At 52.8% G+C, this 352-nt stretch carries 1 protein-coding gene; it reads left to right on the top strand.

Features of this window, described 5'->3' with window-relative positions:
- Positions 1-352 (top strand): tubulin alpha chain (locus F0L46_RS27785; RefSeq protein WP_149822417.1); only part of this gene is annotated, 352 nt, incomplete at both ends.

Below are 352 nucleotides of genomic sequence, written 5' to 3'. Positions count from 1 at the left end.
CACCATTGGAAAGGAAATCGTAGATTTGGTTTTGGACAGAATCCGCAAGCTCGCTGACCAGTGTACCGGTCTGCAAGGATTCCTGATCTTCCACTCCTTCGGTGGAGGTACCGGCTCTGGGTTCACTTCCTTATTGATGGAGCGTCTCTCCGTTGACTACGGAAAGAAGTCTAAACTGGAGTTCGCCATCTACCCCGCGCCTCAGGTTTCCACTGCCGTCGTCGAGCCCTACAACTCTATCCTCACCACCCACACAACCCTTGAGCACTCTGACTGTGCTTTCATGGTCGACAATGAAGCCATCTATGACATCTGCCGCCGTAATCTCGACATTGAGCGCCCAACCTACACC

The organism is Salinarimonas soli, from assembly GCF_008386575.1.
GTDB classification, from domain to species: domain Bacteria; phylum Pseudomonadota; class Alphaproteobacteria; order Rhizobiales; family Beijerinckiaceae; genus Salinarimonas_A; species Salinarimonas_A soli.
Note: the sequence above shows the minus strand (reverse complement) of the source record. Positions and strands in the feature narration are given on the sequence as shown.